At 70.2% G+C, this 15,690-nt stretch carries 9 protein-coding genes; 7 read left to right on the top strand and 2 right to left on the bottom strand.

The features are described from left to right. Nucleotides 1-4 precede the first annotated feature (4 nt). The 3 genes from C8250_RS41695 (at nt 5) to C8250_RS41705 (ending at nt 7,952) form a co-directional block, all read left to right on the top strand. Complete coding sequence (locus C8250_RS41695) at nt 5-3,292, top strand: BTAD domain-containing putative transcriptional regulator (RefSeq protein WP_244809735.1); 3,288 nt, start codon at nt 5-7, stop codon at nt 3,290-3,292. Nucleotides 3,293-3,363: 71 nt separating this feature from the next. Then, nucleotides 3,364-4,779, top strand: coding sequence for an FAD-binding oxidoreductase (locus C8250_RS41700; protein WP_138355344.1), 1,416 nt, complete (start codon nt 3,364-3,366; stop codon nt 4,777-4,779). A gap of 320 nt (nt 4,780-5,099) precedes the next feature. Further along, nucleotides 5,100-7,952, top strand: coding sequence for a BTAD domain-containing putative transcriptional regulator (locus C8250_RS41705; protein ID WP_138355345.1), 2,853 nt, complete (start codon nt 5,100-5,102; stop codon nt 7,950-7,952). 90 nt (nt 7,953-8,042) lie between these two features. Here C8250_RS41705 and C8250_RS41710 read toward each other — a convergent pair whose 3' ends face one another. Further along, nucleotides 8,043-8,339: a hypothetical protein gene (locus C8250_RS41710; protein WP_138355346.1), complete on the bottom strand. Its 297-nt coding sequence runs from the start codon at nt 8,337-8,339 to the stop codon at nt 8,043-8,045. Nucleotides 8,340-8,568: 229 nt separating this feature from the next. Between C8250_RS41710 and C8250_RS44615 the strand changes: the two genes are divergently transcribed. The 4 genes from C8250_RS44615 to C8250_RS41725 all read left to right on the top strand — a co-directional run bounded on the left by C8250_RS44615 (nt 8,569) and on the right by C8250_RS41725 (nt 12,729). After that, nucleotides 8,569-8,694, top strand: coding sequence for a hypothetical protein (locus C8250_RS44615; protein WP_269287108.1), 126 nt, complete (start codon nt 8,569-8,571; stop codon nt 8,692-8,694). A 72-nt stretch (nt 8,695-8,766) separates the two neighbouring features. Further along, complete coding sequence (locus tag C8250_RS41715) at nt 8,767-9,963, top strand: PqqD family protein (protein WP_138355347.1); 1,197 nt, start codon at nt 8,767-8,769, stop codon at nt 9,961-9,963. A gap of 14 nt (nt 9,964-9,977) precedes the next feature. Further along, nucleotides 9,978-12,131 carry a tetratricopeptide repeat protein gene (locus C8250_RS41720; protein WP_138355348.1) on the top strand — a complete coding sequence of 718 codons (2,154 nt, stop codon included), beginning with the start codon at nt 9,978-9,980 and terminating at the stop codon, nt 12,129-12,131. A gap of 49 nt (nt 12,132-12,180) precedes the next feature. Next, on the top strand, nt 12,181-12,729 hold the full coding sequence (locus C8250_RS41725; RefSeq protein ID WP_138355349.1) for a flavin reductase family protein: 549 nt from the start codon (nt 12,181-12,183) through the stop codon (nt 12,727-12,729). Here the strand turns inward: C8250_RS41725 and C8250_RS41730 are convergent. After that, complete coding sequence (locus tag C8250_RS41730) at nt 12,708-15,347, bottom strand: LuxR family transcriptional regulator (RefSeq protein ID WP_138355350.1); 2,640 nt, start codon at nt 15,345-15,347, stop codon at nt 12,708-12,710. The genes C8250_RS41725 and C8250_RS41730 overlap by 22 nt on opposite strands. Nucleotides 15,348-15,690: the final 343 nt, after the last annotated feature.

Consider the following 15,690-nt stretch of genomic DNA (forward strand, 5'->3'; position numbering starts at 1 on the left):
GAAGTTGTCCAGCGCGAGGTTCGGCGGGGCTGCTGTCGTGATACCGGCGCGCCCGAGCTGGCGCATCCAGTTGCTCGGATCGTTCGCCGTGACCGTGGAGGGGGTCGCGATCGAGGCCGGGGCGTGGCGGTTGCGGAAGGCGAAGGCGCTGGTGGCGATGCTGGCGCTGGCGCCGGGCCAGCGCTGTCATCGCGAGCACGTCCTGGACGAGCTGTGGCCCGATCTGGAGCCGGCGGCCGCGGCCCGAAATCTGCACCAGACCCTGTACGTGGCGCGCCGCGCGGTCGCCGGCGGCGGGCCCGCGGAACCCGGACGGCTGTCGATCCGGGAGGAGCAGGTCGTGCTGGACGTCGCTGGACCGGTCGAGGTCGACGTGTTGCGGTTCGAGGTGTCCGTGCAGGAGGCGTCGGCGGGGGACGATGTGGCGATGTTGCGCGCCGCGGCCGACCTCTATGCCGGGGATCTGTTGCCTGATCTGTCGGACGCGGACTGGTTGACGACGCGGCGGGAGCAGTTGCGGACGGCGTCCCGTGAGATCTCGGTGAGGTTGGCGACCGTGCTGGCGCGGACGGCACCGGAGGAGGCGCTGCTCCTCCTGACACGGGCGCTGGATGCCGATCCGGTGCACGAGGGGGCTGTCCGTGTGACGATGGGGGTGCTGGCAGGCCTGGGCCGACGATCCGAGGCGCTGGCCCGGTACGAGCGCTTGGTCGATGACCTCCTGGACGCGTTCGGGACCGACCCGGATGCGCAGACGGTGGCGCTGTTTCGCGAACTGTTGACGGGTGCGCCGGCGGCGGAGCGTCCTCGGGCAGCCGATGTTTCGACCCCTAGTGAGGTTGTCGGCCATCTGCCGGCCCCGTTGACCAGTTTCGTCGGGCGCGAGCGTGAGATCGCCGACGTGGAGAGGCTGACCCGGCAGGCCCGGCTGCTCACGCTGACCGGGGCTGGTGGCAGCGGCAAGACACGACTCGCCGTGGAAGCCGCGCGGCGAGTGCGTTCGAGGTACCCCGACGGGGCGTGGTTCGTTGATCTGACGGCCGTCGCTGAACCGGTGATGGTCGCCGACGCGGTGGCCAAGGCGCTCGGGCTGGACTCCGATGTGGCGGATCGGGGGCGGGCGCTGGTGGACCAGCTGCGCTCTCGACGGCTGCTGATCGTGCTCGACAACTGTGAACACCTGCTCGCCGCCTGTGCCGGGCTGGTCGGTGCGATCCTCGCCGGATGCTCGGGTGTCGACGTGCTGGCGACCAGCCGTGAGCCGCTGCATGCCCAGGGCGAGTTCACGCTGCGGGTGCCCTCGTTGACCCTGCCGTCACCCGACTGGGACCGCGCGGCCGGTTTGGAGCAGCTTGCACACTTGCCGAGTGTCCTGCTCTTCGTCGACCGTGCGGCACAGGTGCGGCCCGGGTTCGCGCTCGACGCCGACAACGCGCCAGGGGTGGTCGAGCTGTGCCGGCGGCTTGACGGGATGCCCCTGGCGTTGGAGTTGGCGGCGGCCAAGGCCGCCGCTCTCGAGCCGGCGGAAATCGTCCACCGGTTGAGTGACGTGCTGTCGCTGCTCTGCGGGGGAGGCGTACCCATCACCCGGCACCAGACGCTGCGTGGCACCTTGGAATGGAGCCACAACTTACTCGCCGGCCCTGAGCAGGTTCTGTTGCGCAGGCTTTCGGTGTTCGCGGGCAGTTTCACCCTCGAGGCGGCGGAGGCAGTGTGTGGTGATCCTCCGTTGGGAAGAACGGGCGTGTTCGAGGTGCTGGTCAGGTTGGTGGACCAGTCCTTGGTGGTACCGGCGAGAACGGCCGCCACGACCCGCTACCGGCTGTTGGAGACGGTTCGTCAGTTCGCGCACGAGAAGCTCGTTCTCGCCGGAGAGGCGGAGCGGTCGGCGGCCGTCCACGGTGCGTACTTCCTTGCCTTCGCCATGGCCCACAACCCCGAACGGGCCGCAGGCGTGGTGAGAGAAGAGCCGAAGCTGTTGGACGGCGAGCATGACAATCTGCGCGCAGCACTGGGGTGGGCCTGCAAGCACGATGCCGAAACCGCCTTGCGCCTGGCCGCCAATCTGTGGCGCTTCTGGTTCCTGCGCGGCCACGCCGTCGAGGGCGCGCGGTGGCTCGAGCGGGCGTTGGCCATGGCACCCGAACCGACTCGGCCCCGTGCGGCCGCCTTGATCGGGCTGACCGGGCTCGACAGTCGCCAAGGGCGCTCCGACCGGCATCGGGCGCTGGGGGCGGAGGCGGTGGCGATCGTCCGCCGGATTGGCGAGCCCGACGAGGTGGTGATGGCCCGGATCGCGGAGGCCACGCTGGTGTGGAGCACCTTTGACCTGGACGAAGCCGAACGGATGGCCATCGAGGTACGGGCCGAGGGCATCGCACGCGGCCGGCCCGAGCATGCCGCCGCCGGTAGCTGGCTGCTCGGTCATTGCGCGCTGTTCCGTGAGGACGGCCCCCTGGCCATCCGGCATCTCGACTCCTGCCTCATCGAGCTGGCCCACGCTGATACCGGCACGCGCCCTTTCCTGCCCGTGATCACGCCCTGCTTGCTCCTCGTCCCGATCGCCGGGCGACTGGTCCCCTACATGGAAGAGACCATGCTGCTGGGCCGGCGTGTGGGCGTCGTTCAGGCAACGGGGTACGCGGAGGCCGCCCTGGGCTACGCGCACCGGCTGACCGGCAATCAGCAGGCAGCACTCTCCCTGGTCGCCGAGGCCGTCGACCAGTTCGCCGACCTGGGCGATGACCTGGCCAGGGCGCAGGCGCTGCACCAGATCGGCTGTCTTCACCGTGACATGGGTGCATTCCGGGAAGCGGGGCTCGCGCTGTCGATGGCGCGGGATGTCCGCAGCGCGATCGGAGATCGTCGAGGGGAGTTACTGACCGACATCAGCCTGGGCCTGCTGCAGGCCATGGCGGGTGACATCAGCGACGGCCTTGGCAGCGTCCGTCGGTCGCTGTCCGGATTCGAGGCCGCAGGTGACGTGGTGGGCATCGGCGCGACACTGACCGCGCTCGGGGCCATTGAACTACTGTCCGGCGAGACACGGGCCGCGCGTGAGTTGTACCGACGGGCTGCGGAACGGTTCGCTCCGTGGCCACGGTTCGCCGGATGGCTGAGGTTGGCCATGGCCGAGCTCTCCACCGAGCTGGATGATCACCGTCGAGCCGCTCGCGAGACCGCTGCGGCGGCAAGCGTTTTCGATCCTATGCGCTGCGTCATCGCCGGTCGCCATTTGGCCACCCTCCGTGACGGTGGTGCGGGCGGCGACGCGCGGGCAGCCGCACGTTGAGATCGTGTTGAGTTCTCGTTGGGGCGGGGTCCCTAGGGTCGGTCTCGATGTGACGGCCCATGGGAGGAATCATGACCACGACCCAGCACGCGGCAAGCCCTATCGGGGACGCCACGCTTGCCGAGTTCACCGCAGGCCTGCGCGGCACCGCGGTGCTGCCGGGTGAGGCGGAGTACGACCAGGCCCGCAGTGTCTGGAACGGGGCGCATGACCGGCGTCCGGCGGTCATCGCCCGGTGCGCGGGTGTGGCCGACGTGATCCGCACGATCGACTTCGCCCGCAGTGAGGGGCAGCCGCTCGCGGTACGCGGAGGGGCCCATTCCATCCCCGGGTTCTCCACTCTTGACGGCGGCATCGTGCTGGACCTCTCCCCGATGACGGGAGTCCAGGTCCATCCGGACCGCCGCACCGTGACCGCGCAAGCGGGATGCACGTGGAAGGACCTGGACGCGGAGACCCAGCAGTTCGGGCTCGCGGTGACCGGTGGTCTGGTGTCGTCGACGGGCATCGCCGGTTTCACCACCGGAGGTGGCATCGGCTGGCTCATGCGCAAGTACGGACTGGCCAGCGACAACCTCGTCGGAGCCGACGTCGTCACCGCTGACGGTCAGTTCGTGCGGGCGAGCGAGCGAGAGAACGCCGAACTGTTCTGGGGTCTGCGCGGCGGAGGCGGCAACTTCGGGGTGGTGACCTCCTTCGAGTTCCAGCTCCACGCGATCGGCACGACGGTCCTGTCCGGCCTGGTCTTCTACCCGGCCGAAGAAGCCCAGCAGGTACTGGCCGGGTACCGGGCGGCGTGCGCGTCGGCTCCTGACGAACTGACCACGCTGGTCAATCTGACAACCGCCCCGCCCGTGCCCTTCCTGCCCGCCTCCGTCCACGGCACCCCGGTCATCGGTGTCGGCGGCTGCTGGTCCGGCGACCTTGACGCCGGCGAAGCGGCCACCGCGCCCTTCCGCTCCTTGGGCACCGTCATCGCCGACGTGTTCGCGCCCCACCCGTACGCGGGATGGCAGCAGGCCCTCGACCCGCTCTACCCGCGGGGGATCCACAACTACTTCCGCTCGGCGCTCCTTCGTACGGTCGACGACGATGCCTTGCGCGTCCTGCGGGACTTCTTCGTGGCGCTGCCCAATCCGCTCACCGAAATCCACCTGCAGCATCTCGGCGGTGCCGTGGGCAGGGTGCCCGCGTCGGAGACGGCCTACGCGCTGCGCGACCAGGAGTTCATCGTCAACGTCATCGCCCGCACAACGGACGCCGACGGTTTCGGCAAGGTCGTCGACTGGGCACGGCAGCTGACCGCCGCGCTCGGACCGGATGCCGGCGCCTACGTGAACTTCACCGGCGAGTCGGACCCGTCCCTGGTCCGGGCTTCCTACCCGCCGGACACCTACCGGCGACTGGTCGAGCTGAAGAACCGCTACGACCCCGCCAACCTGTTCCGGCTGAACCAGAACATCGTCCCCTCAGTCTCCTCAGGGTGACCTCAGTCCCGTCAGGGTGACCCTGGCGCGGAGCCGCCCCGGCCGGGTTGTGCGAACACATCACCTTCCGGCCGGGCCTGTGGCGACCGACAGATCGACGTGCGCGGACCGCACGCGTATTGGCGCAGCACGGCACCCGGGAAGCGGGAGCTGCTCCCGTAGGCTCGCGGCTGTGCGGCCGTCAGCAGCACACATCGGGCGTGCGATGGCCATGGATGCCCTCTACCAACGTCACGCCGAACGGCTTGGACGAACCTTGTGGGGCCCGAGCCGGGTCCGATAGGAAGGGGGTGCGGAGTCCGGCCTACGGGGGTGCGCCGATGTCGTTGGAGTTCCGGCTGCTCGGCAGCATCGAGGCATATGCCGACGGCAGACCCGTGCCTCTTGGGCACGTCCGGCAGCGAAGCGTCCTGGCGGGCCTACTCGTCGACACGGGCCTGCCCCTGACCACGGACCAGTTGGCGCAACGCGTGTGGGGAGACCACCCGCCCCGCCAGGCCCGGGCCACCCTGTACGGCTACATCTCCCGGCTGCGCCAGGCGCTCCCGGGCACCGACGAGGCGGACATCACCCGGCGGAGCGGCGGCTACGTGCTCGTGCTGGCCGACACCGTGACCGTGGACCTTCACGAGTTCCGCCGACGGGTCGCCGAGGCCCGCGACGGCGAGGAGTACGCCCCACTGGAACGTGCCCTGGCACTGTGGCACGGCGAGGCCCTCGCCGGTCTTGACACGCCCTGGTTCAACGCCCTGCGCGACACTCTCGACCGGGAGCGCTATGCCGCCCAACTAGCCCTGGACGACGAGTGGTTGCGGCGCGGACAGCACGCCGCGCTGCTGCCCTCCTTGACGGCGCGCTCGGCCGCGGCTCCCTTCGACGAACGCCTCGCGAGCCAGTTGATGCTCGCCCTGCACCGCGGCGGCCGATCCGCCGAGGCGCTTGCCCACTACCAGGGCGTACGGCGCCGGCTCTCGCGTGAACTCGGCATCGGCCCCGGCCCGATGCTGCGGCAGATCCAGGCCGCCGTCCTGCGCCAGGACGTGGAACCCGGACCCGAGGCGCAGGACGGCCGGGGGCTGCCCGAGGGGCGGACGATCGCCCGGACCCTGCGGAAGATCACCGCGTCGCCTGCCCAACTGCCGCCGCCTGTCGCCCCGTTCACCGGTCGGCGCGACGAACTCATGCGGCTTGACTGCCTGCTGGCCACCGCTTCCCCCGGCCGGATGCGCCCGACCGCGGTCGTCGTGTCGGGCACCCCCGGCGTCGGTAAGACCGCATTGGCCGTGCACTGGGCCCACCGGGTGCGGCATGCCTTCCCCGATGGGCAGTTGTACATGAATCTGCGCGGGTTCGACCCGGGCGGACCGGCGGTGAGCCCGGCCGAGGCGGTTCGGGTCTTCCTGGACGCCCTTGGGGTGCCGTCGGCTCGCATCCCGCTCGGCCTGGAGGCACGGGTCGGCATGTTCCGCAGCCTGCTGGCCGACCGGCGGGTACTGGTGGTGCTGGACAACGCCCGCCATGCCGACCAGGTCCGCCCGCTGCTGCCCGGTGCACCCGGCAGTCTGGCGCTGGTCACCAGCCGTGACCGGCTCATGAGCCTGGCCGCCACAGGAGGCGCCCACCTGCTGTCCGTCGATCCGCTCGCCCCGGGCGAGGCCCGGGACCTGCTGACCGGCCGGCTCGGTGCCCGCCGGACAACCGCGGAACCCGGCGCGGTGGACGAGATCGCCGGCCGGTGTGCGGGACTGCCGCTGGCCCTGGCGATCGTGGCCGCCCGCGCCGCCGCACAGCCGCGGCTGCCGCTGGCCGCGCTCGTCGAGGAACTGCGGCAGACCGGCAGCCGCCTGGACGCCTTGGACGGCGGCGATCCGGCCAGCCGGGTGCGGGAAGTGTTCTCCTGGTCCCAGGACGCGCTGAGCACCGACGCCGCTCGGCTCTTCCGACTGCTGGGCCTCCATCCCGGTCCCGACATCGGCCTGCCGGTGATCGCCGCCCTGGCCGGGGTGCCACCGGCGCGCGCCCGCACCCTGCTGGCCGAGCTGGTCCAGGGCCACCTTGTGTCCGAGTACGCCCCGCGCCGCTACGCCCTCCACGACCTGCTGCGGGCCTACGCCACCGAACTCGTCGGCGAGCGCGACGGCGAGGAGACCCGGTCCGCGGCGACGCATCGGATGCTCGACCACTACCTGCACACCGCCCTCGCCGCCGACGTACTGCTCACCCCACGGCTCGATCCGTCGCCCCTGCCCCCCGCCCGGCCGGGCGCCACCCCCACGCGGCCCGCCGACCACCAGGAGGCGCTGGCCTGGTTCACGGCCGAACACCCCGTCCTCCTGGCCGCGGTCGAACTCGCTGCCGCCACCGGCTTCGACCCGCACGCGTGGCAGCTCGCCGCCACCCTCACCACCTTCCTCGACCGGCACGGTTACTGGGAGCCGCTGGCCGCGGCCCAGACCACCGCGCTGGAGGCCGCACGCCGCCGGGGCGACACGGCCGGAGAAGCCGACGCCCACCGCAGTCTCGGACTTGCCCAGGACCGACTGGGCCACTCCGACGACGCCCGCACGCACTACGCACACGCGCTGGACCTGTTCGGTGCACTCGGCAGCCACCCCGGCCGGGCCCGCACCCACCAGCACCTGTCCCGGATGTCCGAGGCCCAGGGACGCCACGAGCAAGCCCTGGACCACGCCCGCAACAGCCTGCAGCACTACCGGGCCGCCGACGATCGGGCCGGACAGGCCGCGGCCCTCAACCACATCGGTTTCATTCGAGCCCAACTCGGCGACCACCAGCCGGCGCTGACCCACTGCCAAGAAGCCCTCGCCCTGGCCGAAGGGTCCAGTGACCTCAACGGCCAGGCCCACACCTGGGACAGCCTCGGCTACATCCACCACCATCTCGGCCGGCACCGCCGCGCCGTCGACTGCTACCTGCACGCCGTAGCCCTCTTCCGCCAAACCGGCGACCGCCGAAGCGAAGCCGCAGGCCTCCTGTGCCTCGGCGACGCCCACCATGCCGCCGCCGACCCCGCCGGCGCCCGTGACGCCTGGATCGGTGCCCTGGCCCTCTTCGAAGAACTCGGCCACCCGGACGCCAAGCTGCCGCGCGCCAGACTCATGGGCCACCACGACAGAGACCCGGCCGACACGCCGCAGCCCGCACACCGCTGACCTGGCCGTCGAACCGGCTGGGGGCGGGGAGAACAGGCCGTGGGCGGCTCCCGACGACGGAGACGGGATCTCTGGCCGGGTGCGAGTCCGTCAAAGACGTCGTCCGGGCCTGTTGAGATCGGCGAGCTTTCGGACGTGGTGGACTTGCAGTCCGGCCTGTCCCTCGCACATCTCGCACTGTCCGGCGAGGAGCCGATGGATCTGCTCGTTTCGCCGGGCGGTGGCCAGGGGCGGGTTGCGGTCGGTCAGGACGGTGGCGCGCTGCCGTTTGAGCGGGATCCCGCCGAAGCGGGAGACCAGCGGTTTCCTGACCTTGTCACGCTGCACCGCGACCTGGAAGCAGGTCCGCCCACCACTGGTCAGGGCGGCATTCCCACCAGCGGCCACGCTGTGCCGCGTTCGTCCATGACGATCCGGTCGCCCAGGAGTATCAGATGGCCGGTGGGAGCCACATGAAAGTGCGCCTGCAGGACCCGAATCCTGTAAACCCCCCCACAGGTTCGTGGGCTGGCCTGCATTCGATGAATCAGAGTAATGCGATTGCTCTACCCGCCATCGTGGCGCCCTTGAATGATTCTCCTGTCAGGCTCAATCAGCCCTGAGAAGGAGCGGAAGCATGAAGTCCACCATCAAGATGAAGCGCCCCGCGGCCAAGAAGATCAGTGTCCGGCGCACCGGCGACGTCCGTCTGACGACGGCGGCGTTCTGCGGCGGCTCGACCACCTACTGGGTGCAGGCCTGATCTTCTGAGAGCGGCGGCCCGGCTGCCGGATGGTATGCCGGGCCGCCGCTCTCACGGACGCTGGGAGTGCTGATGGCCGATATGGGTGTTGAGTTCTATCCGCTGAGTTTCGTGCCCGAGGGGGCCGACGTGGTCATCGGTCGGACCGAGACGGGGACGTACGCCGTTCTGCCCGGTGACGGCGCCGAGTTGCTGCGACGGCTCGAGGGGGGTTCGACGGTCGCCGAAGCCGCCGCGTGGTACGAGCGGAGCTTCGGCGAGCCGGTGGACGTGGACGACTTCCTCGAGTCCCTGAGCGAATTGGGCTTCATCAGGGCGCCCGGCAGCGCGGCCGCCGTGACGGCCGCTGCGCCTCGGTTCCAGTGGTTGGGGCGGGCGCTGTTCTCCACACCGGCTTGGTTGGTGTACGGGGCTGTCGCCGTCTGTGCCCTGATCGAGCTTGTCCGGCAGCCGGGCCTGCGACCCTCGTACTCCCAGGTGTACTTCACCGGATCGCTCGTCGTCGTCGAGGTGACGCTGCTGTTAGGACAGATTCCACTGGCTTTCCTGCACGAGGCCTACCACGTCCTGGCCGGTCAGCGTCTCGGGCTGCACAGCCGGCTCGGCATCAGCAATCGGTACAACTACGTGGTTTTCGAAACCCGGACCAACGGCCTGTTCAGCGTGCCGCGCAGGCAGCGCTATCTTCCGTTCCTGGCCGGAATGCTGATCGACACCGTGGTGGTCGGCGCCCTGGACCTGACAGCGGCTCTGCTGCGCAACGGCCACGGTTCCACGGCGTTCGTCGGACGGACGTGTCTGGCGTTGTCGTTCTCGGTGCTGGCCCGGCTCGGCTGGCAGCTTCTACTACATCTGCGCACCGATCTGTACTACGTCCTGAGTACCGCTCTGAACTGCCACGACCTCCACGAGGCGAGCAGGTCCATACTGGTCAACCGCCTGCGCCGGCTCTCCGGCCGGACCACCGGCCTCATTGACGAGACCCAGTGGACCGACCGCGATCGCAAGATCGGGGGCTGGTACGGATGGCTCATCGCCTTCGGATTCACGGGGACCGTAGTCCTGGCCGTCTTCGTCACCGGACCGGTCGCGGTGACCTATGCCGTGCGCACCGGCCGGGGGTTGCTGGCCGGTACGGGGACTTGGCACTTCCTGGATTCCCTGGTCGCACTGCTCATATTCACCGTCCAGATCGTGCTGCCGGCCGCGTTGGCCTGGCGCAAGCGGGGCCGCAACGCCGGACGCAAGCCGAAGCTACTCACCGCCTGAAGGAGTGATGTCAGATGTCTCGCCACCTGCACGTCGTCGGGGCCCGCGCCCGTGACCGGCGCCCGATGCTGGAACAGCCCGCCGGGGCCGTCTTCGCCTCCTGCCACAAGGGACTGCGAGGACCCTACACGGGAGTGGACACCATCCTCGCCGCCGTCCTGCCCGACGTCGTACGCAGGTGGCCCGACCTGGTCGATTACCACCGCTTGGAGATCCTGGAGGCTATCCCGGAGCTGAGCGAGCTGATCGGTCCGGCGCCGTACACCCTCGCCAAGGACGCGCCGTTCATGGAGCGCACCCGCTGGTACGGGGACACCATGACCCGCTGCTTCTCCCAAGGGATCATCACCTTGTTGCGCGAGTACGCACGGCGCCTGCGCGAGATGGGATCCGTGCCGCCGACCCTGGTGTTCGACGCCGTGCACCGTGCCGAAGGCACGACGCAGCAGTTCGTCGCGCTGTTCGTCCGCCGCGTCGGCGCGGACCTGTGGCCCGCGGTGATCGGCACCGACGGCGGCGTGGGGTCCGCGTTGGAAGCCGCCCTGACGGAGTTCACCGATCGGGTGGAGGCCGTCCCGTGCCCGGACTCCGAGCAGTGGTCCCCCACAGACCTCGTGGCCGAGTACATCCTGTCGGACGGGACCTGCGACGACCCCGCGGCCTACCGGGCCTATCTGGAGCTTGACCCGGACGAGCGCGCGGTCCTGCACGACCGGCGCGCCGAAGAGCTGGAACCGGAAGCGTCGTGGGGCGTGCGGACCGCCGCGCTCGCCTACCACCGGGAGCGGGGTACCGATCCCCGCGGCAAGGGCGTCACGGCCCTGCGAACCGCGGCCGAGTACCTCACCCTCATGGGCTTCCAGCGGGCGGCGCTGGAGATGAGCGAACGCGGCAGGGCGCTCACCGACCCCGTCCACGACGCGGACACGTACCGGAAGTTCACCAACATCCTCATCGCCCAAGTGCTCGGGCTGGGGCGGCTGGACGAAGCCGCGGCACTCTGCAGCGAAGTACGCCGACGGTACGCGCAGCCGCTGGCTCACATGACCACCAGCTACTTCATGGCGATGATCTACACGCGGTTCATGGTGCCCCGGGACAACGAGAAGGCGCTCGACTTCCAGAACAACGCCGTGGTCATCGCGAACGGCCTGGCCGACGAGCGGCTGCGCTTGATCCACAGCGGCTTCCAGGACAACGCTCTGGCGCTGATCGAGATGCACCGCGGCAATCTGCCCCACGCGCTGAGCCTGGTGGACGGCGCGATTACGCGCGCGGACGGCCGGCTTGGACCGGACGAGTGGGTGCTGCATCGCTCGCAGCTGCTCTTCAACCGCGCCCGCCTGCTCGGCGCGATGCGCCGTGACGACGAGGCCTACGATGTGCTCACGACGTTGTCCGAGATGGACCCGCGCTACACCGAATATCTTACCGAGCGTGCCAAGATCTGCCGGCGGCGCGGCGACTTGGAGGCGGCCATCCGGGACTACGATCGCGCCGCGGAACTCGGACCGCCCTTGGTCGAGGTCTACCACAACCGGGGCTCGGCCTACGCCGAACTCGGCATGATCGAGCAGGCTCTCACCGACTTCGATTTTGTCCTCGACATGGAGCCCGACGACGCGGACACCCTCCTGAGCCGCGCCGAGCTACTGGTCGATGGGGGAGAACTCGACGGCGCGGCCGCGGACGTCGAGCGCGCGCTGAAGCTGGTCGACGGCGATCCCCGGCTGCACTGCCTGCGCGGCATGATCCACCTCGCGGCAGGGGACGCCGCACTGGCGCTGCCCTGTTTCGACGCAGCCCTGGCCCAGGATCCCGACTACCCGGCCGCCCTGGTCAATCGAGCGGTCGCACTGTTCGAGCTGTCCGAACCCGGCCGGTCCGTCTCGGACCTGACCCGGGCCTTGGAGCTGTCCGATGCTGCCGCGGACCTGCTTCTCAACCGGGGGATCGCCTACACGGCCTGCGAGGACACCGCAGCGGCGCTCGCCGACTTCGACCTCGCACTCACGCTCCCGGACGCCGATCGTCCGGAGTTGCTCTACCGACGCGCACTGTGCCTGATCGGCGCGGGCGACCGGGACCAAGCCGAGGCGGACCTGCTCGAGTGCCGGCGGCTCGGCACGCGGACAGAAGAAATCGACGACCTGCTGGCGAAGGCCTGAGCCGGCCTTCGGGCCGCCGTTTCGGCAGCGAGAAGAAGGAGTCACCACTATGACAGTGAGCGCTCAGAGCTTCCGTGACGTCATGGCCTGCCTGGCGATGCCGGTGGCGGTGGTCAGCACGGTCGACGGGACCGGCGGGTGGCACGGCGCCACGCTCGGCTCGGTCGTCTCGCTCTCCTTGGATCCGCCGCTGGTGATGTTCGCCCTCGGGAGCGGCACGAGCGTGCATCGGCCGGTGTGCGACAGCGGACGCTTCTGCATCAGCATCCTCAACGCCGGCCAACGCGCGACCGCCGAACGGTTCGCCGGCGAACCGGCGGGCCGCTTCGCCGCGGACATTGTCTCCCTGGACGGTGTCCCCGCGGTCGGCGCGGCCGCGGGCTGGCTGCTCTGCAACCGGTCCGATCTGGTCGAAGCCGGGGATCACACCATCGTGATCGGCCGGGTCGAGCACGCTTTGCGCGGCCCCCACAGCCCCGCCGGGCCGCTGCTGTACCACGAGCGCCGGTATCACCGGCTCGGTGTGGCGGCCGAGCTGCACAGCCTGCACTCGGCCGGAGACGTACATCAGTCCTCCTATGCTGACACCCCGGCCTGACCGCCATCGAGCGTCGCCCTGTCGAGGTGGAGGCGCAGTTCCGCCCGTCCGGTCAGGCCGAGCTTGTCGTAGGCGTGCTGAAGGTAGTTGGAAACGGTCCGGGGCGACAGGCCCAGCCGCGTGGCGATCTGGGGGGTCGTCAGAGCCGAGGCCAGCAGCACGACCTCCTGCTCGCGCCGGGTGAGCAGGGATCCCAGTCGCCATCGGTCCAGCAGCGGGGTGCGCGCGCCTTCGCAGCGGCGCGCGAGCGAATCGGCTCGCTCCCGGAAAAGGGCTGCCGCCGCGTGTCGGCCGCCGAGGCGGTGGGCCTGGGAAGCCGCAGTGGCGGTCTCCGCGGCGAGCAGCGTTCTACCGAGGCGGTCGAAGGCGTTGGTGGCCTGCCCGAGGGCGTCACCGTCACGCCGGGCCAGTCCCTGCGCGGCCGCAGCCATGACGGCTACCGTGTCCCCCTCCACCGTGCGAGCGAGATCTGCGAGTCGGGCGCGCACATCGCCGGCAGCGCCCAGTCGCGCGGCGTCGTAAAGAGCGATCGCTTCCTGTGCGAGATGGCCACGCTTCCCGGACAGCTCGGCGGCGAACCTGCAGGACTCGACCGCCCGGGAGAGTTCGCCGAGGCCGACGTACACCCAGGCACGGCCCAGAGCGATCCACGGCTCGAACGCGTCAGTGTGGCAACTGTCGTATTCGTCCACTTGATTCAGCCAACGGCGGGCTTCCGCGGCGTCGCCAGCCATCGCAGTGACAGCCGCCAACTCCATCGTCCACGCGGTCTTCAAGCAGAACAAGCCCTCGCCGTCCGACAACGTCAGGGCCTCACGCAGGCTTCTGGAGGCGAAGCGCACGCGACCTTGCGCCTGGGCGGCCATGCCACGCAACGCCGCCCAGATGCCGGCCATCGATCGGGCTCCGGCCACGACCGCCTCGGCATAGCCCCGATCGGCCAAATCCTGTGCCTGACGGACGTCTCCGCACATGAGGCGGGCCAGACAGCCTCCGTAGCCGACCTGCGCGGCGCCCCAAGGGAACTGTCCGCTTGCCGCGTCGTCCAGCACGGCCGTGCCCTCCTGGAAGATCGCTTCGCCCAGCGCACCGCGGCCCAGTAACCCGGCTGCCGCCGCACCGGCGGCTGCGGCCCAAATCTTCGCCTGCGGACCGGAATCCGGGCGGGCCAGGACCGACTGCGCGGTGAACAACGCCTGATCGCCGTGTCCGTCGGCCAGCTGGATCCAGGACCGCTTGGCCTCGGCCTCGTGACGGCCGTGGATCACAATTCCCAACGTGCGTTCGGCCACATGCGCGGGCTCGCCCAGCCCGAAGTATTGGATCTCCGCGGTGGTCAAGGCCCATGCCGCGGCTTGCCCAGGGTCGTCGGGCCGGGACGGTAGGGCGTTGGCGGCGCGGCGGCTTTGCCCTTGGAGCATCAGGACCCGGGCGAGGAGCAGATCCGCAGCCGGGCCGGGGCGATTCATCCGGGACGCCACGGCGAGCTTCGCGGCGAGTTCCAGGTCGAAGCGTGCCATCGCCCGGCCTGCCGCCGGCAAAAGGAACTCGGGGTTGGAGATGGTCCCGGCGTGAAGCTGCCATTCCCCCGCGCGCAGCACGTCCTCCTCGCGAAGCGACGGGCCTCGCAGGAGGGTTGCGAACAACTTGCCGTAGACGCGTCGGGCTGTGCTGCCCGTCAGCAGGAGGCGCACCAACGGCACGGACAGAGGTGGCGCGAGGCGAACGGTCGGCTCGGCCGTGTCACCGGCGACTCGCACCATGCCCGCCCGCTCGGCGGCGTCGATCGCCGCCGGCTCGACCATCGTCTCCAACAGACCCATCCGGATCGGCTCCGCGCAGGCGACGACCTCGACGACGCCTCGCACGATCGGCCCCGCCTCGTCCATCCACTGTCCGGCCAATCCATGGACGAGACTGTCCGGAGCCCTATCCGCCTGCCGAAGGCCGGTGACCGTCTGCTGGAGGCCACCCTGTACGGAGAGTGCGCCGATATCCATGAGCGCTCGCAGGGCAAGGGGGTTCCCGCCGATCTGCCGCGCGAGACGACGGCGGCCGATCACGTCCAGGCGCGCACCGAGCAAGCGGTCGATCAGCCGGTCCATCGCTTTTGCGGACAGCGGGCCGAGCGGCAGGCAGGTGATACGGCCACTGCTCCACAGGGCGTGTAACGCCGACGGAAGAAGCCCGCCCGGGGCGACGGTGCCGACCAGGAATATCAGGCGACGGGCCATCAGCTCGGCGAGCACTGCCGCCGACTCGTCGTCGAGTACGTGCACGTCGTCGACGACCATGAGCATCCGGTCCGGTCCGGCTGCCCGCAGGGACGAGATCAGCCGCGACAACACGGTGCGGCCGTCGGCGATGTCGGGTACCAGGTGGGCGATCGCCCCGAACGGCGTCGAGCGCATGTCTCGGCGGGCGCCGACCCACAGGACCGGGCATCCACCCGCCCCCAGCCTGGCTGCCGCCTCCCGTGCGACCCGGCTCTTTCCCGCCCCACGGGCACCCGTCAGCATCACGCCCCGGACACCTGGGTGCCGGTATTCGGCCTCGATCGCCCCGATCTCGTCGTCCCGACCGACGAGGAGCCATTCTTCACCTGCCTCGTCGCTCATCCGGGCGAACGCCGTCGGATGAGCCCTGCAGGAAATGTCCATCGCAGCCCCCGAGTTGAGGAAACACGCCACCAGACCGCTGTGCGCGGGAACCCGCGATGCTGCTTTGCCATCAGCGCGACGGCTGGTGAACCCCTGCCCCTGCCGGCCCGTGCGCGCCGGTGTCAGCACTCTGTCGACGAGGTGTTGAACAAACGTTGTGAAGACCTTGAATCGCCTGACCGGAAGGTGCGCAGGCGGGATGGCGAGGTCACCGGCGCGCGACTCGGTACGCGCCGCCAGCTGCGGTGTGTGCCGTGCGCTGGGCCTGGAGTCTGGCGCGGACCTGCTGCGCGTCGGACTG

This window comes from Streptomyces sp. So13.3 (assembly GCF_005860785.2).
Classification (GTDB): domain Bacteria; phylum Actinomycetota; class Actinomycetes; order Streptomycetales; family Streptomycetaceae; genus Actinacidiphila; species Actinacidiphila fildesensis.